Consider the following 25,183-nt stretch of genomic DNA (forward strand, 5'->3'; position numbering starts at 1 on the left):
ATTAATAAAGGAGACAACTATGGAATTATTAAACTTAGACATCCAATTAATGGCCACTCTATGGGAAAATACATACCGTGCAGCCATCAAAGATCAAAATGGAAATTATGTAGCTTCTGTACGCATCATCGTGAATGTTCCACTTTCACCAGATCGTTTACCACCGAATGCCCCAAAAGCAGATCCACAATTATTTATATTGGTAGAAGATGCTGTGATGGAATCAGAAGACATCATTCAGTTTGAAACATTATTATCTGTACACATCCGTGAGAAATTTAAAAATGAGATCGACCAGATCTATTTCTTCTATCCAAGCCCAGAAGATGTGTTAAACAAAACTGTAGATGTACAAGAAGTACAACATTAATTACAGTAACTACATACATAGTATTATAGCACATCCAAGAAGATTTGATAGAAATAATCTAAGAGATACTAAAAGGAGGTACCCCACATGGAGTACCTCCTTTTATATGGTAAACTATTTCACTTCATCTTCTACGCGAGCCAAGATAAATAGCAAGTCGGATAATCGATTCAAATAGCGAAGATTCGACATATGAATCTCTTCTGTTTCTCCTAATTTCCATAGATCACGTTCTGCACGGCGAACGATGGTCCGACCTAAATGTAAGAAACTAGATGTTTTACTATCGCCAGGTAAAATAAACTTAGATAGTGGCTTTAATTGTTCATCAAATTTGTCGATGATCTGCTCTAAATTAGTCACATGCTCATCTGTAATAGTAGCTTCTTGCCCTAAACTAGAGATATCAGCCATAATCATCCATAGTTCTTTTTCAAGTTGCAATAATGTGTCTTGCACTACCTTTTTATCAGAGTACGCACGAGCTACTCCAAGAAAGGCTTGCGCCTCGTCAATGGTTCCGTACGTACAAACACGTTGAGATGCTTTACTTACACGTTCACCAGTGTATAAACCAGTAGAACCTGCATCGCCTGTTTTCGTGTACACTTTTGCCATAGTATACCTCCTTAACAATTAGAAATCTTACGATTTTTGTAACATAAGATAGATGTCACTACCTTTATATGCGACTCGCTATTTCACGCAAACGTTGAATACGACTTTCTGTAGATGGATGCGTGCTAAATAATTGAGTCATAGTGGAAGAAATTCCACTTAAAGGATTAATGATAAACATGTGTGCTGTAGATGATACACGACTTTCACTTTGACCTGGTAGCACACCAAATTTAGCATAATGCTCAATTTTAGCTAATGCAGATGCTAAAGATAAAGGCTTACGACTCATCATCGCCCCTTCTTCATCTGCTAAATATTCACGAGATCGTGAAATTGCCATTTGAATTAAGCTAGCTGCTAATGGAGCTAAAATGATAGTACCGATTAAGGCTAAAGGATTAGAATTTTCCTCATCATTACGGCCACCAAAAATAGCTGCCCATTGTAACATATTCGCCACCATCGCAATAAATCCTGCCATACTTGCTGCAATAGTGCTAATTAGTGTATCTCTATGTTTCACGTGAGAGAGTTCATGAGCCAGAACGCCTTCAATTTCATCATCGGTTAAAAGATTCATAATACCCGTTGTCACAGCCACTGCTGCATGCTCAGGGTCACGACCTGTAGCAAATGCATTAGGTACTTCTGATTCAATTATATACACCTTTGGCATCGGTAACCCAGCGTTATGAACTAATTTTTTTACAATTTGAAAGATATTAGGATTATTTTGCTCTGTAATTTCTTTTGCATCATAGGCACGTAGTACCATAGACGCACTATTCCAATAAGTATAGAAGTTGATACCTAAGGAAATAATAAACATCAGTATCATTCCAGAGTGACCTCCAACCATTTGACCGATCACCATCAATAATCCTGATAATAATGCCAACAAGGCTGCTGTTTTTATATTGTTCATGTATTCCTCCTACTTAGATATATTTTAGAATATATATACTTAATTATATCATATACAGTTTAAAAGAATCATGAAGAGTTCTACTCATATTTAATTTTCACAACTTTAGCACCTTCACGGTCTGCATGAAGCACAAAGCGACGACAATCAATGTCGTGATTCATAAAGACAGAACTCATAGCATCTGCCACTGTCACTGCATGTTCCGGAGAACAATAGGCAATTAAGGTTGAGCCTGAACCACTAATAGTAGACCCATAGGCACCATGATTCTTAGCTGCAGTAAATACATCATCACAATAAGGAATCAAAGTTTTACGATACGGTACATGTAGATAATCCTGTAATGCTACAGACAAATTATCCATCCTATTTTGTATCATAGAGCCTACAAATAATGTGGCAAATCCTACATTGGCAACAGCTTCTTTATAGCTTAACTCCGTTGGCAATACGCTTCGCGCATACGATGTTTCTACAATCACTTCTGGTACCACTACAGCAAAGGTTAAATTACTTGGTACATCGATATGGGAATGGAATACTGTATCATTCCCACCAACAGCACAGACTAAATTCCCCATAATAGCCGGCGCTACATTATCAGGATGCCCTTCCATATCGTTGGCAATGAGTAATAACTGGTCTTTGTTTAGGGGCTCTTGTAAATAGGCATTTGCCAATAGTAAACCACCTACAATAGCGGTAGAACTACTGCCAAGTCCTCTTGATGGAGGAATTTGTGTATTAGAATGAATACGACCGTATACTGGTGTAGCATTCACCTCTTTAAATACACGCTCCATGGCAATACCCACTAGATTTTGACTATGGTCTTCCTGTTCCAATAAATCTGCCCCAAAACCTTCAAAAGTATACGTATTAGATGTAGCCTCTGTATCAGGTTCAAAGGTAAATAAATTATATAAATTTAATGCTACTCCAAGACAATCAAACCCAGGACCGCAATTAGCACTCGTAGCCGGCACTTGCACCGTAATAGATTTCATGAACACTCCTTTATTCAACCATGATGCGGATGACACTCCCCACTTCTCTAACTACACGTAAATGGTTGAAAGAATCAATTAGATTTTGAATATACGCATGAGGACATTTAGAAGTAATTATCGCTAATGTAGCAGTATCATTATCTGCTTTACGTTGGATAACAGAATGAGCAGAGATGCGTTGTTCTGCTAATTTGGTAGCTACTTTTGCTAATACACCTGTTGAGTTATCCACAGTCATACGAATGTAGTAAGCAGATTCAATTTTACTAGAACTATACATTGTTTTTTGCGGATAATAGAACTGCTTCATTTCCCCTGTTTTTCCTTGTACTACATTACGAGCTACTTCCATCACGTCACTCACGATAGAACTACCTGTTGGTAAGCTACCAGCTCCACGACCGTAGAACATAGCCTCATCAAAACCATTACCACGTAAAAATACAGCATTAAAAGAACCCCGTACAGAGGCTAATGGATGGGTGTTTGCAATGAAGGCAGGATGTACATTTAAGGACAGACCTTTTTTCGTTTCTCTCGCAATACCTAACAACTTAATAGTATAGCCAAACTCTTTGCCAAATTGGATATCACTAGCATCAATTTGCGTAATCCCTTCACAACTTACATCTTCAAAGAAGATACGTTTATTAAAGGCAATAGAACCTAAGATGGCTAATTTACGTGCTGCATCATAGCCTTCCACATCAGATGTAGGATCTGCTTCTGCATAGCCAAGGTCTTGTGCTTCTTTTAGGACTTCTTCATAGCCTAATCCATCTTCACTCATCTTAGACAAAATAAAGTTAGTGGTTCCATTTAAAATACCCATAATTTCTGTAATTTGATTACCGCCGAAGGAATCATATAAGGCGCGGATAATTGGAATCGCCCCTGCCACACTCGCTTCAAAGCGTAAGTCCACATGATGCTTCGTAGCTAGCTCCATTAAATAGGGACCAGCTTCTGCTAATAAATCTTTATTGGCAGTCACCACATGTTTTCCAGCAATAATGGCTTCTTCAATGCAAGTACGGGCAAAGGTAGTCCCTCCCATCACTTCCACTACAATATCTATAGATGAATCCTGTAAAATTTCTTTATAGTCTGTTACAAACGTAGCTGTTGCAGGTAGTGCAACATGACTATATTTATCTGGATTTCTCACATAAATTTTATCTACTATTACTGGTACACTAATACGATTTTGTATGACATCTAAATTTTTAGTCAATAGTTCAACTGTACCCTGTCCAACTGTACCAAAACCCAAGAGGGCAATCTTTACGCCTTGCTTCATTCTAAATCTCCTTAGGCACTAGGCTTGACCAATTAGTTCCACCTTAATAACACCCTCTAATTGTCGTACTTCGTGCAAAACATCTTCTACTGGTAATGTCAATTCCTTCGTTTCAAAGGAAATATTCACATGTGCTACACCTTGTAGCGGTAAATTCTGATTAATTGTTAACACACTGCCATTATAATCTGCAATAATCCGTAAGATATTAGATAACATACCAGACTCATTAGAGATCAGTGCGTTAATTGACACAATTTTACCTTGTGAAAGTTCATAAAATGGAAATACATAATCTTTGTATTTATAATAGGCAGAACGACTTAAATCCATTTTTTCAACAGCTTCATTAATTGTTTTAGCCTCTCCTAGTTGTAAAATAGATTTTACTTTAATTGTTTTTTTAATCGCTTCTGGTAAGATTACTTCATTCACTAAATAAAATTTGTCTTTTTTGCCTTTCACAGCCATAACTACACCTCTTCACTACTAGTGGAAACGGAACTTGCCATGTGTTGTCCATATAGAGTAAATACGGAATACATGCCGATAAAAAATGGAACATATTCTGCAACAATCCGCCACGCCACTGCAACTAGCCCCACCGTTCCAATTGGTACAAAGGAGGCGAATAAATACACAAATAATCCTTCAGCAACTCCTGTTCCACCTGGTGTGGGTGCAAAATATAAAATTAAATTTAATAAAATCATGCGATTTAAAATTTCAACAATGCTAATATCTGAAGTAAACGCATACATCAAAGCTGGCGCTATCGCATATAAGAATAATAAGCTCAATGCAGACTCAATAAAAACGATAAAAGATTGCATAGGGTTTGCATATAATAAACTAAGTCCCCTATTAAATTCATCTAACTTGATGAGCCAACCTTTCGGGTTTCCTTTCTTCATCATCTTACACATCCAAGTTACCAAGCGTTTCATGAGTCGCGTTTGTAGTAAATACATTCCCATAAATGTTGAAATCACAACAAAAATCGATATACCTAATAATTGTGTATTAGTTATATATGGTACTTCGATTGGTTCCGTTACCAATATAATCGGTAACATAACAATTAGAAATAATATGGAAAATACGGTTCGCACTAATACGATCGGAGCGGCAGTGCCAATAGGTACATGATAGGACCGTAAAATTAAAGCCTGTGCCACCGCACCACCACTAGCACCAGGTGTGAGCATGGCCATAAAATAATTACCAAAAATAACTCGTAGAATGGCAATCAAGGATAAATTATATCCACCCATATGTACTAATCGTTGCAGGCGCAATCCATCAAAGTACATACCTAAAGCAAGTGCTACTATGGCCAACAATAAAGATGTAAGATTAAATGTACCTAGCGTAGCCAATGAATCTAAATCAATTGTAAAATAAATTGTTATACCTGACACAATAAGGAGTAAAAATCCAATGAAGATTCCTCGCTTTACCATGGTGCTCATGAACGTTCTCCTTCAGTCCATTGTCCATAATGGATGAGGCTAATATCATGAGTGCTAATATATTCTTTTACTCTAGCCGATGTCATCGCAAATCGTTCTTCATCCCAATGATAGCCCCAATCATACAAGGATCGGAGTGTATGATTATCTTTACCAGGATGTGTCATAATTTCATGGACCCCTTGTTTCTTAGCAACTTTTTTTAAAATTGCTAACAAAGATTCTTCCCTCAATTGACCACCATTCATCATCCCCCAAAAATATAGGGGCGATGAAAATCCAAAATCACGAGATGTAGTGTAGGCTTGTTGTGTGATAACCGTTAGCCCTACTTTACCAATCCAACGACCTAGTGAAGACACACCATTTATTAAAAATGGAGTTTCATCGGGCATACGAATCTTAGTTAAACCATAGCGCTTCATTTGTTCTGCCACTATAGGCAACACTTGTGGTAGTACATGCATATGTTGATGTCCATCTACATGTGTTATAGGTAATCCTGTAGACATTACTTTTTGAAATTGTGCTTCAATTTCTTTTCGTAATTCAGAACCTTTTATACGTCCGGTATACAGCCGTTTTATAAATTCTGTGTGTGTCATAGGAAATTTACCATCTATCAGTAGACTTGGAACTTCTTTAGGATCACAGACTGGTGAAAGCCCACCGACCAAGCAAACATGTAATCCCACGCCTAGTGTGGGCATTGTCTTAGCTAATGATAAGGCATCCTCAAAATACTTTCCAGATGCCAATAAAGACGTACTTGTTACTATTCCTTGTTGATGACTTTCTAAGATTCCTTCATTAATAAGAGGATGTAAACCAAAGTCATCTGCATTCACAATTAGACGTTTCATAGTTACCTTCCTGTACGCACTAAATGGATAATTGTATTCTTATTCTACCAAAATTATTGCTATTTGGATAGACAAAGTTTTCTTTCTTGTACTTTATACATGCACAAAGCTCCAGCTATGGCAACATTCAGAGATTCCATGGGACCATACATGGGGATAGAAATTCTCTGTGTAACCAACTGTAATATATCCTCTGAAATACCATTTGCTTCATTTCCTAGAGCAATCATAGTGGCCCCTGCATAACTTGGTTCTCCATAGTTAACACTATCTTCTAAAACAGTTCCATACAATTTGATTCCTTGCTCTTCTATAAGCTTTACTACACTATCTTTTGTGACATTTGTATAAATCGGTAATTTACACAATCCACTCATAGTACTACGCACTGTTTTTTCATTGTATATATCTACCGTATTAGATGTTAAAAACATAGCCCTTACACCAGCACCAACAGCAGTTCGTATTAAAGTTCCTAAATTGCCTGGATCTTGTACTCCATCAATGAGTACATATAGACCATTCTCTTTTACACGAAAATCTTCTAGTCGATGTACTTTTTGACATACTACAGCAATTATACCTTGTCCATGAACGGTTGTTTCAATCCCTTTCCATAAGTTATCTGAAATGGAAAATATCTGTACGTCATAGATACCACATAAGGATAGCAATGGATCTAACTGTTCCTGTTTTATGGATTCTATGTTGACAATGACATACCGTACTGTACCAGTAGGCAGCATATCTATGACTGTACGATATCCTTCAGCTACAAATTCCTGATGCGTAGTACGATATTTTCGTTTATATAATTGTACAATGTGCTTAATTTTTTTATTATCTCGTGAAATAATATCTTCCATAATACCCTTTCTTTATGCATTCCATAATTGATAAAACAAACCTTTTTGACCTAGCACTTTCTCTAAGGTACCTTGTTCTACAATTTCACCATCGGATATGACAATAATTTTTGTAGCATCACGTAACGTTGACAAACGATGTGCTATGGCAATCATCGTTTTATCACCTTTCATATCTGCAATAGATTGTTGCAATAATTCTTCTGTGTGACTATCTATATTGGAAGTAGCCTCATCAAATACTAATAATGATTTATTCTGTACCAAGGTTCTAGCCAAAGACAATAATTGGCGTTGCCCCTGTGAAAGTAAAGATCCTAAATATCCCACAGGCGTCTTATATCCCTCTTCCAAACGCTGTACAGAGCTATCTAAATGAGCCCGTTTAGCAGCTTCTTTTATCATTTCTTCTGTAATAGAACTATCAAACAAAGAAATATTCTCTTCAATAGAACCTTTAAACAAATGGGAGTCTTGGAATACATAGCCCATTGATTGGCGTATGATCCTTGCGTCTAATGAGCTCAAATCATGTCCATTTATACGAATACATCCTTTCGTAGGCTGTTCAAAACCAAGTAATAATTGCATCATCGTGGACTTACCCCCACCGGATGGACCTGCTATTCCTAAGAATTCCCCCTCCTGTAAGGACCAATTAATATCTTTCAATACGTAATTTTCTGTTCCATCATAAGAAAAATAGACATGATCAAACTCGATAGAATGAATAGAAGAAAATTCTTTTGGTATCACAATATTCTTTTGTACCTGCTTAGTTTCACTTTCCAACATAGGTAAAATACGTTCTGCTCCTGCTAAGGCAGACTGTAAATTACCATATTTTTCAGCAATTTCTTTGATAGGTTCAAAAATCCGATTAATATATTGTAAAAATGCAAAAACAGTGCCTGCCTCCGTAATAGAATCAAAATATCCAGTCACAGTAAAAATAGCAATAAGAGCTACAAAAAATAATCCATCTACAATTGGCCTAAAAATAGCAAATGTTTTTACCTCAAATAGGCCTGCCTCTAGAAACTCTCGACTTACCTTATCGTAGCTTTTTTCCATGATAATTTCACCTACATAGGTCTTAATCATCAAAATAGCATTTAACATTTCTTGTACGGATGCATTGGATGCAGCCACTTTACTACGAACGCCTCTGAAAGCTTTTCTAGCATACTTACGATAGATAAAAATAACCCCAGCAAATACAGGCACTAATAGTAATACTATGGTAGCCAATGTAGTGTCTATAAGGAACATAAACGCTAAAATACCAATAATCTGAAAGATACTACTACTTATTTTTACGAGCACCTCTGTATATAAGGTGCGAATCGACTCTGTATCATTGGTAACTCTTGTCACTAAATTTCCTACAGGATACGCCGTAAACTCTCTAGGACTCATAGTTAATATATTTTCAAAAATTTTATTTCTAATATCATAGATGATACGTTGTCCAAAACTTTGCAAAGCATAGTTTTCAACACCTAATGCAATCATTCCAAATAAAATTAATCCAATATAAGCGACTGCATAATTCGTTATGAGACCCATATCTTTAGTCGCCACGCCTACATCGATAAATTCTTTCATAATAACTGGTCGTACTAATTGCACTCCTAGCACTAGAAGTAACATAGAAACACCAAGACACATATAGGCCATATACGGTTTTATAAATGTGCACAAATGTAATAGCACATGATAATCTGTTTTTTGTTTAGTTCTCATGGCTATCTCCTCGCTTTTGCAACATCACCAACTGATGATACATACCTTTTTGTTGTAATAATTCTGAATGCGTACCAGATTCAACGATATGACCTTCGTGGAACACATAAATACAATCTGCACCTTCTAAGGCCTCTAAGCGCTGTGAAATGCATATAATAGTTTGTTCTGTATTAGATCGCAATGTGTCTAAGATATGACATAAACTATGAGCATCTAAAGCAGAGAAAGCATCATCTAAAAGCAAGTAAGGAGCATCTTTAAAGAATGCACGAGCCAAAGAAATTCGTTGTCGTTGTCCTCCAGATACATCGGTACCACCTTCTTCTAAGTGATCATACTTACGATTCCCTTCAATACGTTCCTCTAAATCTCTAAACAAACCCGCCCGTTGAGCAGCTTCTTCAATAGTCATTGACAAATCTTTTCCCTTTGTATAACCAAATTGAATATTCTCTCTAATGGATACACTTAGTAAAGAAGGCGTGGATGATGCATAGGCGATACTATGACGTAATGTACTAAGCGGAATATCTTGAATATCGGTAGAACCAAAATAGATACTATGTTTAGGGGCATGCTGAATATCCAATAATAATTTAAATAAAGTAGACTTTCCCGATCCAGGCCCACCAACGATACCAATAAAAGCTCCTTTTGGAATATGCATAGATACATCTTTTAAAATTGGTTCCTTGCTAGTAGCATAGGCAAAGTTTAATCCTTCTATATGTATATCTTCTAGTGGTAAGTGCCCTACTTGTTCTTGAATTTCTTCCTGAGGAAGTTCAAAGAACTCTTCCATTCGTTCCAAGGAGGCCAAGCCTTTTTGCAATACAGATGTTAAAGAGCCAATCGCCATGATTGGTCCTATAACAAGCATGACATACCCATTAAGTGCCACAAATTCGCCTACTGTTAGTTCTCCATTGATGATAGCTTGACCACACACATACATATTAAGTGCATAACAAACAAAGGGTGCCATATACGTTAATGGAGTCAGTAAGGAATCAATACGCACCACATCTAGATTATTTTCATAGTTCTTTTCATTCACTTTTATAAACCGTTTCCAGCTCGTATACTCCTTGTTGAATGCACGAATGACTGCCATGCCTAAAAATAACTCTTGAGCATATTCTGTCACATCACTGTAGGAACTTTGTGCTTTCTTTTGACGACTTCGTAAATGTTTTGAAAGCTTCAACATGCCATACACAATAAATGGCATCGGCAATATAGTCACCACTGCTAACCATAGGGACATCTTTTGAACAAGGATACAAAACGCAATGACCCCAAAGAATAAGGCATCTACAAATAACATAACTCCTAATCCCAGAGACACACGTAGAGAGGTTACATCATTTGTCATCAAAGCCATAACTTTTCCTGGACCATGTTCATCATAATAAGATGTAGGAATGCGTAAGGCATGACGAAATAACTCTCGACGCAAATAAAACTCAAAATTGCGGATAGAACCTAGAAGCATATGACGAGAGATAAATTTTAACACAGTAATAACAATGCCTAATACGATAAACCACCATACATACTGCCAGATTCCATCTTTGCCAACATATAATGTATTGATAGCTTCCCCCATCCAAGAAGGAACCAGTAAGAATAGCCCATTTATGGTAAGTAGTAATATGATTCCAATAATATATTTATACGAATGATCTTTGAAAAAGTATCGGAATAAATGAAAACCTTTCATAAGTACCCCCATTCTATAATAATTTCGATTTTTTTCGATAAAGTTTATTTACTAATTTTATTGTACCATGTTATAATGTCATTATACAAAAGATAATATTCCGTATTTTAAGGAGGAACATACAATGGAAAAACGTACAGGTGTAGTAACATTTGCAGGTAACCCAATCGCTTTATTAGGTAAAGAAGTAAAAGTAGGTGATAAAGCTCCTGCATTCACACTATTAGACAATGGCTTAGGTGAAAAAACATTAGCTGATTATGCTGGTAAAGTTAAAGTTATTTCTGTAGTACCATCTTTGGATACTGGCGTATGTGATGCGCAAACTCGTTGGTTTAATCAAAACGTTTCTAAATTAGGTGAAAACGTTGTTGTATTGACAGTATCTGTAGACTTACCATTCGCTCAAAAACGTTGGTGTGGTGCTGCTGGTATCGACAAAGTTGAAACTTTATCTGACCACCGCGACCTTTCTTTCGGTGAAAATTATGGTTTCATTCTTGAAGGCTTACGCTTATTATCTCGTGGTATCGTTGTCATCGACAAAGACGACGTAATTCGTTATGTAGAATACGTACCAGAGGTAACTTCTGCTGTAAACTTTGATGCAGCTGAAGCGGCTACTAAAGCGTTAGTATAATTGTTACTTACAAAGTATATAAGGGTGCAGTGATTCGTCACTCCACCCTTTTTTATTGGAAGTAACGCTCATACCAGGTTTATTCACAACCGAAGTGGCATATATTACATTTTTAGAAGAAATTATTAATTTCTTTCTATTTTTTGAATTCTTATCCTTAGTGGTAAAATATTTTAAAAACAACTTCCACTTCCCTCTTCGTTACTTTATCTACATCGGCATTACTGCCATCATTCGACTGATTATTGTATCTCATGAATCTGCTATAGATTTATTTCTTTGGTCTTCTGCTATCTTGGCCTTAGTCATCAGTTTAGTATTAGTCGTTCGATATGGTAAAGAGCCTAATACTGGAGAAAGATTATAGATTATCATAACAAAAGGACTGAACACAATGTTGTGGTCAGTCCTTTTTTATACTAAGTACCTATTATAGAATATTACGAGTATATTCTGCATATAACGCTTCTAATTCAAGCACTTTTTCATTCATTTCAACTTGCAATGTAGATGCTGTATCATAATCACCTTTTGCTAATGCATCAGTGATGCGCGTGAATAAAGATTTGCTATCTACACTATCTTTTGCCAAGTATAAACGTAATGTATTGACTTTATTCCAGTTTGCACTATCAAATGCATCTGCTGTATCATGAACAGCTTGTAAAGAACGCACTAATTGAATATTAGCTGGCACAATGCGGTTTGCTAGTTCCAATGTCCAACGTTTTAAAATACCCGCCATAAAGGAATCCATTAAATCTTGTTCAAAAGCACCACCCAATGTTAAAGATGCTACTTTTTCTGGATTGTTTGTATAGCCTTGGATATTTTCCCATACAGTAGCAGGGGCCTTACCAAATTTACGATCACGCTCTTCTGCTGTGAAATCATCAAATACGTCCACTTCTGAGCGATATTCACGGGATGTTTCTAGATAGTCAGCTACTTCCCCTTCTTTTTTGGATAATTCCGCCAAAATCGCTTCTGGTGCTTTACCCGATGTAATAACATATTTCATGCCATCGAAAGCAGATAAATAAATCAATGCTAATGCAGTGTATGTATTCGTATATGGGTTTGGTGAACGCAATTCAAAACGAGTTGCCATCGGTGTATCCACATCGCGAATCAAGCCACAAAGGATCGTACGATTACGACTTGGCAATGCAGGATCTGTACCCAAGGATGTAACGATACATACAGGTGCTTCAAAGCCTGGTTTTAAGCGATTCAAGGAGTCTGTTGTGGAGGAAATAAATGGGTTGATAGCTTCGTAGTGTTTTAATAGACCCATAATAGCACCATATGCCAATGGGCTAGCATGTTCTTTGCGTAAATCCGCTGGAGAGAACAAATTGTGGACTTTGCCATTTTTCATTTTCACCATTACACCAAAATGTGTATGCTCCCCAGAACCTGCTACACCGATGATTGGTTTCGCGTTAAAAGTAACATCTAAACCATTTTCACGGAACACTTCACGAACAATGATACGGGCTTGTAATTCATTATCTGCTGTTTGCAATGGATTATTTGTATATTTCCAGTCAATTTCTAATTGTTCTAATACCCAGTCCACATTACCTTCATCGTCAAGTTTGGCTTTTACCCCGCCTACTTCTTTATGGCCCATTTCTGCATGTAAACCATATTTATCCAATAAGGATACTGCTTTTTCTAATGCTGTACGCACGGAGCCATGAGTACGTTGCCAGTATTGCTCTTGTAGTTTTTGAGATACGGATAACGCTTTTGCATCTACATTTCTGGACGGTGTTTTCACCCAAAATTCCAATTCTGTAGCAGAAGTGAAAATAACATCTGCAATTTCATTAGCATCAATAAATTCCATACCTTTTACTTGATTAGTTTGTAATAATTTCATTAATTCTTCTTTTACGTACTCACAACTACGTTTTAAGATAGAACGAGAATCTACATAGCGATCACAGTGTTTTAAGAATGCTGGAATACGAAGTGTACCAGTTGGTTTACCTGTTTTTTCATCAATATGTTCATAGTTATAGTCTACAAACCAATTCACACTTGGATCGCCCCACATATCTACACGAGCATTGTTCAATGTTGCAATATTAGTTAATACAACAGAGGAACCATCTGTTTGTACCGCACGGCCTTCAAAAAAAGATTCATAATCATCAAAGAATTGCTCCATTGGAATTTTTTCATCTGTATCATTACCTGCAAGATCAACCCCTACTAAAGATACAAAACGAATTTCTGGATGTTGTTCTAGTAAGGCAAGAACACCTTCTTTACCATATTGGCCCGCTGGAATGTAGTATAATAATTCTTTGCTCATGATAAACCTCCTCATAATAAACAAAAAGACTCTAAGAAACTATATTTCTTAGAGTCCTCATTGACTTAGTATTATATTATGCGATTATAGTAACATAATCAAATAAGTCTGTCAACTCATTAGTTGACTTTTGCAAGTTCTTCTTTAACAATTGCATTGACTAACTTGCCATCTGCACAGCCCTTAGTCTTTGGCATTACCAATGGCATAAGGTCACCCATCTTAATCGGTGCAGTTAGGGTGGAAATCGCTTCTACCACAATGTGACGAACTTCTTCCTCACTTAATTGGGCAGGCAAATATTTTGCTAATACTTCCATCTCAGCTTTTACTTGAGCAATCAAGTCATCACGATGACCCTTCTCAAACTCAGCTAAAGAATCTTGACGAATTTTCATTTCCTTCGCTAATATAGCGATAATATCTGAATCTTCTAATTCAATTTTCTTATCGATTTCTGTATTTTTTATGGCGCTATTTACCATGCGAATGACTGAAAGAGCAACCTTACCCGCTTCGCGAGCTTTCATAGCTTCTTTCATATCTGTTTTAAGCTGATCTTTTAAGGACATGTTGTACCTCCAAGATTGACTTACGCTTTGAATTTGCGTTTTCTTGCTGCTTCAGATTTTTTCTTTCTTTTTACGCTTGGTTTTTCGTAATGTTCGCGTTTGCGTACTTCAGATAAAACACCTGCTTTTTGGCAGGAGCGTTTAAAACGACGAAGTGCACTTTCAAGCGATTCATTTTTACCGACTTTAATTTCTGACATCTATATCCCCCCCTCCAAAACGTATAATGGAAGTGCAGGTAATTTATATACGCACATACAGATATTATAAGCAGTTGACATATATTTGTCAAGCCTAGTCCCCTATACGCTCTAGGATTTTATCTTACCATTTCATTTCCATGCCCATACGATACATACGACCATCAATATACAAATCATGAACTTCACGATTTAATAGATTATCAATTCCTATGTAGGCAGATAATCCATTATTCCATTTTTTATTGACACTGAAATTTAATGTATTAAAAGAGTATTCATTATAACTATTAGTACCGCGATTTCGCGCTTCTTCAAAACCATATTTATGTGTAAAGCTATTCCATAATACAGCACTATATCCATTGGATTTATGGTCATCATAAATCAGCTGTAACGTGCTAATAGAACGCGGACGATTACTTAAACGTTCATGAGTACTCATATCTTTGGCATCCACCAAATTATAAGTACCTTTTACTATAAATTTATCGGTTAATTTATGACCTAAAGTGACTTCAAAACCTTGTATTTTTGCTTTACCAACATTGTAGTATTGATGACGTTGCGATACTCCTACCACATCTGATTGGATCCGATGACTATCAATTAGATTCCTTACCCTTGTATGATAATAGGAGGCTTTACCAAATGTTTTACCACGTTCACCTTCTAAGGCAACATCCAAAGATGTAGAAGTTTCAGGTTTTAAATTTGGATTTCCTACAATATTCAACACTCCCACTGGTGTTGTATGGAACATATTTAAGTATAATTCAGAAATACTTGGTGCTTTGTATCCTTTACCAAAGTTAAATTTCACCCGTGTATGTGTATCGATTCCATAGACTACACCCACTTTTGGTGTTACATTATGCCCAAATTGACTATTATGTTCATAGCGAATGGCTGGTGTTAAGGAAAGTTTTTTATTTACTTGCCATAAATCTTCCCCATAGGCAGCCCAAGAATCATAGTGGAATCCTTTGATTTGTTTTGCACCATGCCCATCCAATCCGCCTAGACGAGTGCCTTCATATAATACATAACGATATTCACCACCAAATGTCACATTGTGATGGTCTCCTACATACATCGTATCTTTACCTTCTACCACATAGGTTTTATATTTTGATGCATCATAATCACTAGCTGGATATAAGGACTGATAATCAAACTTCAATGATGTTGGTGGTTTTGGTGGTTTACTTGGCATCATCACATTGATAATACCTTCAGGTAAAGTACGGTCATCTGTCATTAGATAATTTTTATCTAATTGACTATAATAAGCTCCTATTTCATAATTATTTCTATTGGTTTTACCACTGTAAGTAATACCCGTTTGTACACTCTTATTATCAAAATATTCTGTCTTATTCAAATTGACAGGTACCATTTTGGGGGCTGCTGCAAATACCATTCCACTTTTATGGAATACAGTCGTATATTTATCAGCATTATCAGTTTGTAGCTTTTCTTTAAAATAACTAAAATCTACTTTAATTTTATTTTGATTAGCATTTTTTAAATCATAAATAACACTACTATTATAGGATTGTTTATGACCATACATGATACGACGATATCCTTCAGTATAGCCTGTTAATTGTTTTGTTCTCTCATTGAAAGTCTGATCTGCCATATGTCGATTGATAGGTCTTTCTTTCGTCACATTCACATTGAAACTTGCATTCCAACGATCTTGAGCCCCACTATTAAACGTATAATGTGCTTGCTCATGTTTAGTACCGCTAGATACACCTAAAGATTGTGACATATCGGTAGGCTGCTTCGTAATAATATTAATGATACCGCCCATAGCATCTGATCCATATAAAGCAGAGAATGATCCACGGACAATTTCAATGCGATCCACTTGGTCTAAATTAATGCGGCGCAAGGTGTACACATTCGTCGTATTAGATGCATCTTCACCGGCTAAGCGACGGCCGTTTACGAGTACAAGGGAATGGCGTGATTCCATACCACGAATCATTACCTGATTACCAGTCATGCCTGCTTCTGATAAATTAATATTATCAGCTAATTGTAAAGCACTTTCTACTGTATCTGCCCCTAATCGTTTCATATCTGATTGAGTAATAACTTGTACCGCAGCAGGACTATTTTTAATAGTTTCTTCTCGTTTTGATGCCGTAATAACTACTATATTATTATCACTTGTATCCATTGCATGTGTTACATATACAGGTGCTAATAAAGTACTGAAAATAGCTCCACATAAGGATGCTTTTAAAAGTTTATTCATGATAAAACCTCCTAATATATTTATTCATATAATGCTTTGTACATTAATTCCAGTGTTTGCGTAATCCGTGTGCCCGGATTTAACGCGAATAAACCACCCGGCACATAGTGAATCTGACCATTTTCTACTGCTTGTACGTGTTGCCAAGCTGGGTTTGATTGCATTTCTTTTATAAAAGACTCTTTAATCGAAGGATCAGGATACATAACTACAAAAATAATTCGCTCAGGATTTTGTTCCTGTATAAATTCTAAACTCAGTGGCACATAAGGCGCTTCACTCTTCATATATTTACCAATGTTATTGGCACCTAATGTATCTAACAATTTACCGCTGAAAGAATGATCTGTACTGACGTTTAGATTACCTGGTGTACCCAGTAACAACAATGTTTTAGGATGTGGCTTATTCTTAATTTTTCCTTGATAGTCTGCAAATACAGTATTGATTTTCTCTATTTGCACCTTACTTATATCTGGATGATTCGTTAGCTCACCGAATAGTTGCAAGGATCGATTGACATCTTCAAAGGAATCTAAATCATTAATATACAACGGAATGTTCGCTGATGTTAAAGCCTCCCGAAGTTTTATGTGATTTGCTATATTCATTCCAATCACTAAATCAGGATTTAGGCTAATAATCTTTTCTACATCTGGATTATATGTATTCCCTACAGAGGGAATATCCTTCACCTTTTCCTGTAACTCTCCTGTCAAAGAGGCTGCATCCATGCGCCCCACAATGGTTCCTTCTACAGCTAAATACATATCAATATTGGCTGTATTTAAGATTACAACTCGTTTGGGATGACTTGGCATAGTCACAGAAGTTCCCATCTTGTCAATTTCCGTTCTTGTTGCCGTCTCTTGAGTCACTGCTGTTGGCGTATCAGCAGTCCAAGAGCACCCTGATAGCACCATCAAACCACATAGAACAGAGGCACAAGCTACTGCATTCCACAATCGCATTAGTTTCCTCCTAATAAAAAAATCCACTTTCCCTAAGGAAAATGGAACTTATCCGAATACTATATATTGAGCACTTGCTCACTTGTTACTTAAATTTACAAATTGTTAAATCAATTATTTTTATAATATAATAGTTGATAATTTTTGTCAATTAAAAGCGAGGCCATAAAGACCTCGCTTATATAGGTTATACCTATTAAACTTTCATATTATTAGAACCCTACTATGACCCATGATCACAGTATAGGAATTATATATACTACTATGCCGGGATACACTAATGGGTAGCATTACGCTTGAAACACAACCTGTGCTTGTGCAATTTCATAACGCAACTTTTCTTCATCAATAGTCAATAATTCTTTTTCTTTCATCACTACTTTACCACCCACAAGAACGGTAGTAGCATCTGATGAATTGGCCGCATACACTAAGGATGCTACATCATTATACCGTGGTTGCCAATGCAATCCTGACGTATCATACAATACAATATCTGCCCGATATCCTACGTGTAATATGCCCAAATCATTATAATCTAATGCTTTAGCTCCCATGACTGTACCAAGCTCCCAAGCCGTTTGAGCAGGTATTGCCAATGGATCGTATAAACGAGCTTTATGTAGCATAGCTGCTAAACGCACTTCTTCTAGCATATCTGCATTATTGTTACTAGCAGAACCATCTGTACCTAAGCCTACCACAATTCCTTTAGCAAGCATTTCTGGCACTGGTGCAATACCACTGGCTAATTTTAAATTCGATTGTGGATTATGAGCTACGCGAACAGATTTTTCTTTCATAATATCCATATCTTCATCTGTTACATGCACACAATGGGCTGCTAAACAACCTAAATCAAATAAACCCAAGTCATTCATATGTGCAATAGGAGTTTTACCAGTAGCTTTTATAACATTTTCCACTTCTCCTTTTGTTTCACTTAAATGTATATGAACTTGTGCCCCTAAATCATGACCTAATTGAACCACTCGTTCTAAATACGCATCAGGACAAGTATATGGTGCATGAGGACCTAGCATAACTTTAATTTGCTGCTGATTATATCCATGATAGTTAAGGAATAATTCTTTACTTTCTACTAAAGCTTGTTCTGCCGTAGGCGCTACACCAGCCATACCACGAGATAAAACGGCACGAATACCTGTTTCTTTCACAGCCTCAGCCGTTTGATCCATAAAGAAATACATATCACTAAAACAAGTAGTACCAGAACGGAACATTTCAGCAATGCCTAATTGAGTACCCCAATAGACTAAGTGATTATTCAATTTAGCTTCTGCTGGCCAAATAGCAGTTTGCAACCAATCCATTAACTCCAAATCATCTGCGTAATTACGCAATAAGCCCATAGCAATATGAGTATGCGTATTTACCATTCCTGGGGCTGCTAGCATACCTCTACCATCAATCACTTCTTTAGCTTGAAGTACAGCATCATTAGAAACAAATTCTTTAATATATCCATTTTCAATGACAATGGCAATATCTCTTACAATTGAATTTTCTTGTAACACATCTACATGTGTGATAACAACATCAACCATGTTCAACTCCTATTTCCTTTTCTTTTCTTGTAAATTGCGAATACTTTCATTAAACGGAGGTCGCAACACACCTTCTTCTGTGATAATAGCAGTCACTAAATCATGAGGTGTTACATCAAAAGCTGGATTCAATACTTCAATGCCTTGCGGTGCTGAAGGAACGCCTTGGAATTGCAGTACCTCTTGAGGATTACGCATTTCAATAGGAATATCCTTACCACTTGCCATAGAGAAATCGAATGTACTATACGGAGCGGCTACATAAAATGGAATATTATGATGTTTGGCTAATACGGCAACACTATATGTGCCAATCTTATTGGCCACATCACCTTCTAAAGTAATACGGTCAGCCCCCACAATCACTGCATCAATAAGACCTTGTTGCATAGCATAACCAGCCATATTATCTGTTTGTAATGTCACAGGAATACCATCTTCATGAAGTTCAAAAGCAGTTAGTCGAGACCCCTGCAATAACGGTCTTGTTTCATCTGCATACACACGATCCAATTTACCTTGTGCATGGACTTCTCGAATTACTCCTAATGCGGTGCCTATCCCTGCTGTAGCCAAAGCTCCTGCATTACAATGTGTCAAAATACGATATGTTTCTTTATCTTGGAATAATGTAGCTCCATGTTTTGCCATGCTTTCATTTAAGGCAACATCTTCAGTATCAATAGCGATAGCTTCTTTTACAAGAACCGCATCTAACTCGCCAATATCGCCTGTGAAAGTATCTACAATACGCAATACTCGATCAATAGCCCACATTAAATTAACAGCTGTCGGTCTAGTTTGGCGTAAGGTTTCCGCAAAAGCTCTAAATTCAGACAAAATCTCTGCACTAGCCCCACCACGATGATAGCTCTCACGGAAGGCAAGAATTAATCCATAGGCGGCTGATACACCAATAGCAGGGGCCCCGCGCACACGAAGCATTTTAATGGCTTCAGCCACTTGACGCCAGTCAGTACAACGTACATATTCCAAAGATGCAGGTAATTTCGTTTGATCTAAGATAATAACTTCTGATCCATTCCATTCAATACTTTTCATACTGGTCCCTCCATAGAAACAAGTAGCATTAATGTGTTTCTTCGATTAATAAGGTTTGCATGTCTTCCTTAGAAAAGCGATATTTTTCATTACAGTAGTGACAAGTTAATTCTGTCACTTCATCTTGGGCTAATTCTTGTTTATCATGCATTGGCAAACTTGCTAATCGATCAAAAAATCGTTCTCGACTACAAGGACATGCAAAATGAATACGCTCACTATAGACTTCTTGGACAGTAAATCCATCCAAAATGCGTTCCATCAAGTGTTCCGCATTAGGATTTGCTTTCAAATAATTAGTCACAGGTCCAATGGTTTTCAAATTTGCTTCAATTTTATCAAATGCATCATTTGTTACATCCGGTAAAGCTTGTACTAAAAAACCACCTGCTACAATCGTATGGTAATCTGGATCCACTAGTACACCTAGGCTAAGAACAGAACCTACTTGCTCAGACATAGCTAGATAATAGGCTAAATCTTCCGCCACTTCACCTGTTTGAATCGGACTTTGGGAAGTATAGTTTTGACGAAGTTTAGTAAACCGAGTCACTTGAACCTCTCCATTACGCCCTACAGCAGCCCCTACATCAAGCTTTCCTTCTCGCAATAGTGGTACATCTACATGCGGATGGTCCACATATCCTCGTACAGTGTTATTACTGAATGCATCCACATGAACAATGCCCAAAGGTCCATCACCACGCAATCGGATACTTACATTTTCATCATTTTTAAAATCACTAGCCATTAGCATAGCCCCAGTCATAGTACGACCTAAGGCAGCTGTTGCTACCGGCCACAAATCATGGCGAACTCTCGCCTCTTCTACTGTATCAGTAGTTACGGCAATGGATAGCCGCAATCCTTCTGCTGTTGTATAACGTTTAATAAAATCCACGGATATCCTTCTTTCTATATAGATTCCAATAGATTGATCATTTCAATAGCACCCATAGCGCAATCAAAGCCTTTATTACCAGCTTTTGTACCAGCACGTTCGATAGCTTGTTCAATGTTTTCCGTTGTGACTACACCGAACATAACAGGGACACCGGATTCTAAGGATACATGAGCAATCCCTTTTGCCACTTCGTTACATACATAATCGTAATGCGTTGTAGCACCACGGATAACAGCGCCTAAGCAGATAACAGCATCATACTTACCAGATTTTGCCGCTTTTTGTGCAATCAATGGAATTTCAAAAGCACCTGGTACCCAAATGGTAGTGATATCACTGTCTTGTACGTCATGACGCAACAAGGCATCTTTCGCCCCGCTGATCAATTTAGATGTAATAAACTCATTAAAACGAGAGCCGATAATAGCAAATTTCTTACCTGTGCCTATTAATTTACCTTCTTGAATCATTGTCATTCTCCTCTATTTTTATCAGACATATTCAGACCTGAGCGAGCTAATCGCTAGGTGCTAGTTTCATACTTTTTTACAACATATGGCGCATTTTTTCTTTTTTTGTATTCAAATATTTTGCATTAATGCTATTGGCTTTAATCACAATAGGAACACGTTTAGATACTGTAATACCCCAACGTTCTAAATCTTCTTTCTTTTCTGGATTATTCGTCAACAGTTTAACGCTCTTCACGTCTAATTCGCGCAACATTTGTGCCGCTAAGGAATATTCACGCATATCTGGTGGGAATCCTAGTTTCACATTGGCTTCCACTGTATCATACCCTTGATCTTGTAGTGTATAGGCTTTAATTTTATTCGTTAATCCAATACCACGCCCTTCTTGGCGCATGTAGATAACGATGCCTTCGCCTTGCTCTTCAATAGAGCGCAATGCATTTTCCAATTGTTCCCCACAGTCACAGCGATGAGAACCAAATACATCTCCTGTTAAGCACTCAGAATGAATACGCATCAACACATCAGATTTTCCACGTACATCACCTTTTACAATCATAAGATGTTCTTTATGATCTACTTCATTTTTAAACACAATGATGCGGAAATCACCGAACTTTGTAGGTAGTTTTGTTTCTGCTGCAATGCTTACTAATTTATCGTGTCGCTTTCTGTATTCCACTAAAGCTTCTACAGAAGCAATCTTTAAATTATGTTTTTTACTGAAAGCCAATAAATCATCCATACGTGACATATAGCCTTCATCATTGGTAATTTCACAAATTGCTGCCGCAGGATATAATCCAGCTAGTTTACAAAGGTCAATAGATGCTTCTGTATGGCCCTGGCGTACTAATACTCCACCTTCTTTGTAACGCAACGGAAATACGTGTCCAGGACGTCTAAAATCTTCTGGTTTTGCATTTGGATCAATGAGTTTTTGCATCGTTACAGCACGTTCTTCTGGAGAAATACCTGTGGTCGTATCCACATGGTCTACTGATACAGTAAACGCTGTTTCATGATTATCCGTATTCTTTTCTACCATTTGAGGAATACCAAGTCGTAGCAAATCACCTTCCAACATCGGTGTACACAATAAACCTCGAGCCTCTTTGATGATAAAGTTAATGCTTTCACGAGTAGCAAATTCAGCAGCCAAAACTAAATCACCTTCGTTTTCACGACTTTCATCATCTACAATAATCACAGGCTTTCCTGCTTTTAAGTCTTCAATTACTTCTTCAATAGAGTTTAATGTATAGGACATAAATATCATCCTTTCTATAAAAAGCCGTTGCGCACTAAAGTATCCATCGTCACTGTACTAGTATTAGTAGACTCCAGATGAGTTTCTTTTATAAAATGCTCAATATAACGGCCAAAAATATCTGTTTCTAAGTTCACTGTAGTACCAATAGTAGCATATTGCAAAATAGTGTTTCCAATCGTATGAGGTATAATAGAAATTTCAAACCAACCAGTTCCCACCTTGGAAACAGTCAAGCTAGCTCCATCCACAGTGATAGACCCTTTGTATATAACATAGTGTAGAATAGCATCATCGGCAGCAATACGAAACACAATGGAATTACCCACATGATCTTTACCGATAATCTTGCCTTGACCGTCCACATGCCCTGCCACTACGTGGCCACCGAAACGACCGTTGGCAGCCATAGCTCGTTCTAAATTTACCTTACTTCCTGCTGAAAGATTTATTAATGATGTCATTTTAACTGACTCTGGCATCACATCTGCTGTAAATCTTTGGGCTCCTATGTTCGTGGCTGTTAAGCATACACCATTGACCGCTACGGAATCACCAATTCTTAAATCATCGAAAATGATAGTTCCTGCAATTTCAAGGGTAAGCGAGCTTTGGGAACGTTTTACACTCTGTATGGTCCCTATTTCTTCAATGATCCCCGTAAACATAAACGCCTTCTCTTCCTCTTCGATAACTAATTATTTTCATATTATCACCAACAGCCATCACTTCATCAATATCTAGCTGTACTGCTTCATCTAAACTAGAAAAGCCTAAACCACCCACAGCTGGTGTAGCTCCAATACCTCCAATAATACGATTCCCAATGTAGGTTACCAATTTATCAAAAGATTTAGTTTCTACAAAACTAGCCACCACTTGGCTTCCACCTTCAATGAGTAAACTCATACATTGACGAGCACCTAGTTCTTCCAAAATAAAGGAAATGTCTAAACCTCTTTCATTGGATGGCGTCACAATAACTTCTGCTCCCTTATCACTGAAAGCTCCCATTTGTTCTAGCCCACACTCTTCGCCAACAAATATTGTTATATTGCGATTGGGTACTGTCCAAATGGTTGCATCTAGTGGAGTTCTACCTTGAGAGTCTAGAATGTATAAATGCGGTTGATTTTCTACGGTTTCTTGTGGAAGACGACAACTTAGTAATGGGTCATCCGCTATAATCGTACCTACCCCTACTAACATAGCATCTACTTCTTTACGAATACGATGACCATCGAGCCTTGCTTCTTCGTTGGTAATCCATTTTGATTCACCACTGGCAGTAGCAATCTTTCCATCTATGGACATGGCAGATTTTAAAATCACGAAAGGCTTACCCGTTTTAATGTATGTAATAAAAGCTTCATTCATTTCCACACATTGCCGTTCTAAAACGCCAATCTCCACTTCTATGCCCGCTTCTTGTAGCATAGCTAGGCCTTTACCCGCTACTAATGGATTAGGGTCAATCATACCAATGGCAACCCTAGAGATACCTGCAGCTATTACGCGCTTAGCACATGGCGGTGTTTTTCCATAATGTGAGCACGGTTCTAGTGTCACATATAAGGTAGCTCCTCTAGCATCCATACCAGCTTGATGTAATGCATACACCTCTGCATGAGGCTCGCCGGCTTTTTGATGATATCCTTCACCAATGATGCGCCCATCTTTTACAATGAGAGCTCCTACCATTGGATTTGGAGATGTACATCCTCTTGCTTTTTCTGCTAATTCAATCGCTTTTGCCATATATTTTTCATCAGTTGTCATATGTGTCATGGCTCACCTCTACACAAAAAAGGGACTATATACATAGTCCCTTTAGCATTCCAAATATTTGATAACATACACAATAGCTATCAATATACTGTCTTTTCCCATCCAGACTTTACTGTCGGTTCCGGAATATCACCGGATCTGCTCTCAAGAGCTTGCGGACTATTATACCGCCGGTCAGGAATTGAGGTTCCCCTCGCACCTTGCCTCAAAGACTTCTTTATTTGATTTTAGTTCT

The 25,183-nt window shown here is 37.3% G+C and carries 25 protein-coding genes and 1 riboswitch; of the genes, 3 read left to right on the forward strand and 22 right to left on the reverse strand.

The window, feature by feature from the left end:
* The first annotated feature begins 19 nt into the window (after positions 1-19).
* Positions 20-370, forward strand: coding sequence for a hypothetical protein (locus EO112_RS00545; RefSeq protein WP_127162418.1), 351 nt, complete (start codon positions 20-22; stop codon positions 368-370).
* Positions 371-484: 114 nt separating this feature from the next.
* Here EO112_RS00545 and EO112_RS00550 read toward each other — a convergent pair whose 3' ends face one another.
* The 10 genes from EO112_RS00550 to EO112_RS00595 all read right to left on the reverse strand — a co-directional run bounded on the left by EO112_RS00550 (position 485) and on the right by EO112_RS00595 (position 10,902).
* The gene (locus EO112_RS00550; RefSeq protein WP_127162421.1) at positions 485-988 is read right to left on the reverse strand and encodes a cob(I)yrinic acid a,c-diamide adenosyltransferase; all 504 of its coding nucleotides are present in this window, start codon (positions 986-988) and stop codon (positions 485-487) included.
* A gap of 64 nt (positions 989-1,052) precedes the next feature.
* Positions 1,053-1,916, reverse strand: coding sequence for a zinc metalloprotease HtpX (gene htpX / locus EO112_RS00555; protein WP_127162423.1), 864 nt, complete (start codon positions 1,914-1,916; stop codon positions 1,053-1,055).
* 80 nt (positions 1,917-1,996) lie between these two features.
* A complete protein-coding gene (thrB, locus tag EO112_RS00560) occupies positions 1,997-2,926 on the reverse strand; it encodes a homoserine kinase (RefSeq protein ID WP_127162425.1) in 930 nt (309 codons plus the stop codon).
* A gap of 10 nt (positions 2,927-2,936) precedes the next feature.
* Complete coding sequence (locus EO112_RS00565) at positions 2,937-4,229, reverse strand: homoserine dehydrogenase (RefSeq protein ID WP_127162427.1); 1,293 nt, start codon at positions 4,227-4,229, stop codon at positions 2,937-2,939.
* An 18-nt stretch (positions 4,230-4,247) separates the two neighbouring features.
* A complete protein-coding gene (locus EO112_RS00570) occupies positions 4,248-4,700 on the reverse strand; it encodes an ACT domain-containing protein (RefSeq protein ID WP_062402832.1) in 453 nt (150 codons plus the stop codon).
* Between the two features lie 2 nt (positions 4,701-4,702).
* On the reverse strand, positions 4,703-5,701 hold the full coding sequence (locus EO112_RS00575; RefSeq protein WP_127162429.1) for a lysylphosphatidylglycerol synthase transmembrane domain-containing protein: 999 nt from the start codon (positions 5,699-5,701) through the stop codon (positions 4,703-4,705).
* The gene (locus EO112_RS00580; RefSeq protein ID WP_127162431.1) at positions 5,698-6,564 is read right to left on the reverse strand and encodes a ChbG/HpnK family deacetylase; all 867 of its coding nucleotides are present in this window, start codon (positions 6,562-6,564) and stop codon (positions 5,698-5,700) included. Before EO112_RS00580 ends, EO112_RS00575 begins: the two co-directional genes overlap by 4 nt.
* A gap of 59 nt (positions 6,565-6,623) precedes the next feature.
* The gene (locus EO112_RS00585; protein ID WP_062402838.1) at positions 6,624-7,430 is read right to left on the reverse strand and encodes an RNA methyltransferase; all 807 of its coding nucleotides are present in this window, start codon (positions 7,428-7,430) and stop codon (positions 6,624-6,626) included.
* A gap of 12 nt (positions 7,431-7,442) precedes the next feature.
* Positions 7,443-9,176 carry an ABC transporter ATP-binding protein gene (locus tag EO112_RS00590; protein WP_127162433.1) on the reverse strand — a complete coding sequence of 578 codons (1,734 nt, stop codon included), beginning with the start codon at positions 9,174-9,176 and terminating at the stop codon, positions 7,443-7,445.
* On the reverse strand, positions 9,166-10,902 hold the full coding sequence (locus EO112_RS00595; RefSeq protein ID WP_126940279.1) for an ABC transporter ATP-binding protein: 1,737 nt from the start codon (positions 10,900-10,902) through the stop codon (positions 9,166-9,168). The genes EO112_RS00590 and EO112_RS00595 overlap by 11 nt, the downstream gene beginning before the upstream one ends.
* A gap of 124 nt (positions 10,903-11,026) precedes the next feature.
* Here EO112_RS00595 and tpx point away from each other — a divergent pair, with 124 nt between their 5' ends.
* The gene (tpx, locus tag EO112_RS00600; protein WP_009353127.1) at positions 11,027-11,542 is read left to right on the forward strand and encodes a thiol peroxidase; all 516 of its coding nucleotides are present in this window, start codon (positions 11,027-11,029) and stop codon (positions 11,540-11,542) included.
* 55 nt (positions 11,543-11,597) lie between these two features.
* Positions 11,598-11,909 (forward strand): phosphate-starvation-inducible PsiE family protein, encoded by a 312-nt coding sequence (locus EO112_RS00605; protein WP_127162435.1) that lies wholly within the window; start codon positions 11,598-11,600, stop codon positions 11,907-11,909.
* A gap of 63 nt (positions 11,910-11,972) precedes the next feature.
* Here the strand turns inward: EO112_RS00605 and EO112_RS00610 are convergent, their stop codons facing one another.
* From EO112_RS00610 to ribD, 12 genes are all read right to left on the reverse strand, one after another.
* Positions 11,973-13,868, reverse strand: coding sequence for a glutamine synthetase (locus EO112_RS00610; RefSeq protein WP_127162437.1), 1,896 nt, complete (start codon positions 13,866-13,868; stop codon positions 11,973-11,975).
* A 119-nt stretch (positions 13,869-13,987) separates the two neighbouring features.
* Complete coding sequence (locus EO112_RS00615) at positions 13,988-14,440, reverse strand: GatB/YqeY domain-containing protein (protein WP_126940276.1); 453 nt, start codon at positions 14,438-14,440, stop codon at positions 13,988-13,990.
* Between the two features lie 20 nt (positions 14,441-14,460).
* The gene (gene rpsU, locus EO112_RS00620; protein WP_009353131.1) at positions 14,461-14,640 is read right to left on the reverse strand and encodes a 30S ribosomal protein S21; all 180 of its coding nucleotides are present in this window, start codon (positions 14,638-14,640) and stop codon (positions 14,461-14,463) included.
* A gap of 124 nt (positions 14,641-14,764) precedes the next feature.
* Entirely contained in the window at positions 14,765-16,912 is a 2,148-nt protein-coding gene (locus EO112_RS00625) for a TonB-dependent siderophore receptor (RefSeq protein ID WP_127162439.1), read from the reverse strand.
* A 20-nt stretch (positions 16,913-16,932) separates the two neighbouring features.
* Positions 16,933-17,883, reverse strand: a complete 951-nt coding sequence (locus EO112_RS00630; protein ID WP_127162441.1) for an ABC transporter substrate-binding protein — start codon at positions 17,881-17,883, stop codon at positions 16,933-16,935.
* A gap of 290 nt (positions 17,884-18,173) precedes the next feature.
* Positions 18,174-19,451, reverse strand: a complete 1,278-nt coding sequence (locus tag EO112_RS00635) for an amidohydrolase (protein ID WP_127162443.1) — start codon at positions 19,449-19,451, stop codon at positions 18,174-18,176.
* A 9-nt stretch (positions 19,452-19,460) separates the two neighbouring features.
* Positions 19,461-20,513: an S-methyl-5-thioribose-1-phosphate isomerase gene (mtnA, locus tag EO112_RS00640; protein WP_126940272.1), complete on the reverse strand. Its 1,053-nt coding sequence runs from the start codon at positions 20,511-20,513 to the stop codon at positions 19,461-19,463.
* A 28-nt stretch (positions 20,514-20,541) separates the two neighbouring features.
* Positions 20,542-21,414, reverse strand: coding sequence for an Hsp33 family molecular chaperone HslO (gene hslO, locus EO112_RS00645; protein ID WP_009353508.1), 873 nt, complete (start codon positions 21,412-21,414; stop codon positions 20,542-20,544).
* A 14-nt stretch (positions 21,415-21,428) separates the two neighbouring features.
* Complete coding sequence (gene ribE, locus EO112_RS00650) at positions 21,429-21,893, reverse strand: 6,7-dimethyl-8-ribityllumazine synthase (RefSeq protein WP_127162445.1); 465 nt, start codon at positions 21,891-21,893, stop codon at positions 21,429-21,431.
* 70 nt (positions 21,894-21,963) lie between these two features.
* Positions 21,964-23,160, reverse strand: coding sequence for a bifunctional 3,4-dihydroxy-2-butanone-4-phosphate synthase/GTP cyclohydrolase II (locus EO112_RS00655; RefSeq protein ID WP_127162447.1), 1,197 nt, complete (start codon positions 23,158-23,160; stop codon positions 21,964-21,966).
* A gap of 14 nt (positions 23,161-23,174) precedes the next feature.
* A complete protein-coding gene (locus EO112_RS00660; RefSeq protein WP_127162449.1) occupies positions 23,175-23,828 on the reverse strand; it encodes a riboflavin synthase in 654 nt (217 codons plus the stop codon).
* The gene (ribD, locus tag EO112_RS00665) at positions 23,809-24,939 is read right to left on the reverse strand and encodes a bifunctional diaminohydroxyphosphoribosylaminopyrimidine deaminase/5-amino-6-(5-phosphoribosylamino)uracil reductase RibD (RefSeq protein WP_164723929.1); all 1,131 of its coding nucleotides are present in this window, start codon (positions 24,937-24,939) and stop codon (positions 23,809-23,811) included. The genes EO112_RS00660 and ribD overlap by 20 nt, the downstream gene beginning before the upstream one ends.
* A 95-nt stretch (positions 24,940-25,034) precedes the next feature.
* Positions 25,035-25,165: riboswitch (FMN riboswitch) on the reverse strand.
* Between the last annotated feature and the right edge of the window lie 18 nt (positions 25,166-25,183).

It is taken from the genome of Veillonella sp. VA141 (genome assembly GCF_003992175.1).
Taxonomy (GTDB): domain Bacteria; phylum Bacillota; class Negativicutes; order Veillonellales; family Veillonellaceae; genus F0422.

Coding starts and splice junctions, on each gene's coding strand:
- EO112_RS00610 (WP_127162437.1), bottom strand. CDS start 13,868: ATGAGCAAAGAATTATTATACTACATTCCAGCGGGCCAATATGGTAAA.
- htpX (WP_127162423.1), bottom strand. CDS start 1,916: ATGAACAATATAAAAACAGCAGCCTTGTTGGCATTATTATCAGGATTA.
- tpx (WP_009353127.1), top strand. CDS start 11,027: ATGGAAAAACGTACAGGTGTAGTAACATTTGCAGGTAACCCAATCGCT.
- EO112_RS00570 (WP_062402832.1), bottom strand. CDS start 4,700: ATGGCTGTGAAAGGCAAAAAAGACAAATTTTATTTAGTGAATGAAGTA.
- EO112_RS00595 (WP_126940279.1), bottom strand. CDS start 10,902: ATGAAAGGTTTTCATTTATTCCGATACTTTTTCAAAGATCATTCGTAT.
- EO112_RS00625 (WP_127162439.1), bottom strand. CDS start 16,912: ATGAATAAACTTTTAAAAGCATCCTTATGTGGAGCTATTTTCAGTACT.
- thrB (WP_127162425.1), bottom strand. CDS start 2,926: ATGAAATCTATTACGGTGCAAGTGCCGGCTACGAGTGCTAATTGCGGT.
- EO112_RS00585 (WP_062402838.1), bottom strand. CDS start 7,430: ATGGAAGATATTATTTCACGAGATAATAAAAAAATTAAGCACATTGTA.
- rpsU (WP_009353131.1), bottom strand. CDS start 14,640: ATGTCAGAAATTAAAGTCGGTAAAAATGAATCGCTTGAAAGTGCACTT.
- EO112_RS00615 (WP_126940276.1), bottom strand. CDS start 14,440: ATGTCCTTAAAAGATCAGCTTAAAACAGATATGAAAGAAGCTATGAAA.
- ribE (WP_127162445.1), bottom strand. CDS start 21,893: ATGACAATGATTCAAGAAGGTAAATTAATAGGCACAGGTAAGAAATTT.
- EO112_RS00660 (WP_127162449.1), bottom strand. CDS start 23,828: ATGTTTACGGGGATCATTGAAGAAATAGGGACCATACAGAGTGTAAAA.
- EO112_RS00575 (WP_127162429.1), bottom strand. CDS start 5,701: ATGAGCACCATGGTAAAGCGAGGAATCTTCATTGGATTTTTACTCCTT.
- EO112_RS00580 (WP_127162431.1), bottom strand. CDS start 6,564: ATGAAACGTCTAATTGTGAATGCAGATGACTTTGGTTTACATCCTCTT.
- EO112_RS00545 (WP_127162418.1), top strand. CDS start 20: ATGGAATTATTAAACTTAGACATCCAATTAATGGCCACTCTATGGGAA.
- ribD (WP_164723929.1), bottom strand. CDS start 24,939: ATGACAACTGATGAAAAATATATGGCAAAAGCGATTGAATTAGCAGAA.
- EO112_RS00635 (WP_127162443.1), bottom strand. CDS start 19,451: ATGGTTGATGTTGTTATCACACATGTAGATGTGTTACAAGAAAATTCA.
- EO112_RS00590 (WP_127162433.1), bottom strand. CDS start 9,176: ATGAGAACTAAACAAAAAACAGATTATCATGTGCTATTACATTTGTGC.
- EO112_RS00550 (WP_127162421.1), bottom strand. CDS start 988: ATGGCAAAAGTGTACACGAAAACAGGCGATGCAGGTTCTACTGGTTTA.
- mtnA (WP_126940272.1), bottom strand. CDS start 20,513: ATGAAAAGTATTGAATGGAATGGATCAGAAGTTATTATCTTAGATCAA.
- EO112_RS00630 (WP_127162441.1), bottom strand. CDS start 17,883: ATGCGATTGTGGAATGCAGTAGCTTGTGCCTCTGTTCTATGTGGTTTG.
- EO112_RS00655 (WP_127162447.1), bottom strand. CDS start 23,160: ATGTCCTATACATTAAACTCTATTGAAGAAGTAATTGAAGACTTAAAA.
- EO112_RS00565 (WP_127162427.1), bottom strand. CDS start 4,229: ATGAAGCAAGGCGTAAAGATTGCCCTCTTGGGTTTTGGTACAGTTGGA.